At 61.7% G+C, this 253-nt stretch carries 1 protein-coding gene; it reads right to left on the bottom strand.

Annotation, left to right across the window (positions count from 1 at the left end; all coding sequences use genetic code 11):
• The coding region (locus tag AF337_RS32055; protein WP_152971275.1) for an ATP-binding cassette domain-containing protein at positions 1-253 on the bottom strand (253 nt) is incomplete at both ends.

Raw genomic sequence — 253 nt, forward strand, 5'->3', positions numbered from 1 at the left:
CGTCGATGAAGCGCAGGTCGCTGTCGCTGACAGCCCAGGACTGGCCCTGCTTGCGGGCAAGCAGGATGGATTCGTAGACCGTCAGCACCGCGTTTACCGAGGTATCCTGCGGCATGTAGCTGATGGCGTTTTTTGTCTTCGAGCCTTCGACGACGACATGGCCAGGCCCTTTGAGCAGGCCGGTGATGCGCTTGAAAAGCGTCGACTTGCCGGCGGCGTTCGGGCCGATCACCGCCACGAGCTCGCCTGATTT

Source organism: Rhizobium ecuadorense (assembly GCF_001187535.1).
Classification (GTDB): Bacteria; Pseudomonadota; Alphaproteobacteria; order Rhizobiales; family Rhizobiaceae; genus Rhizobium; species Rhizobium ecuadorense.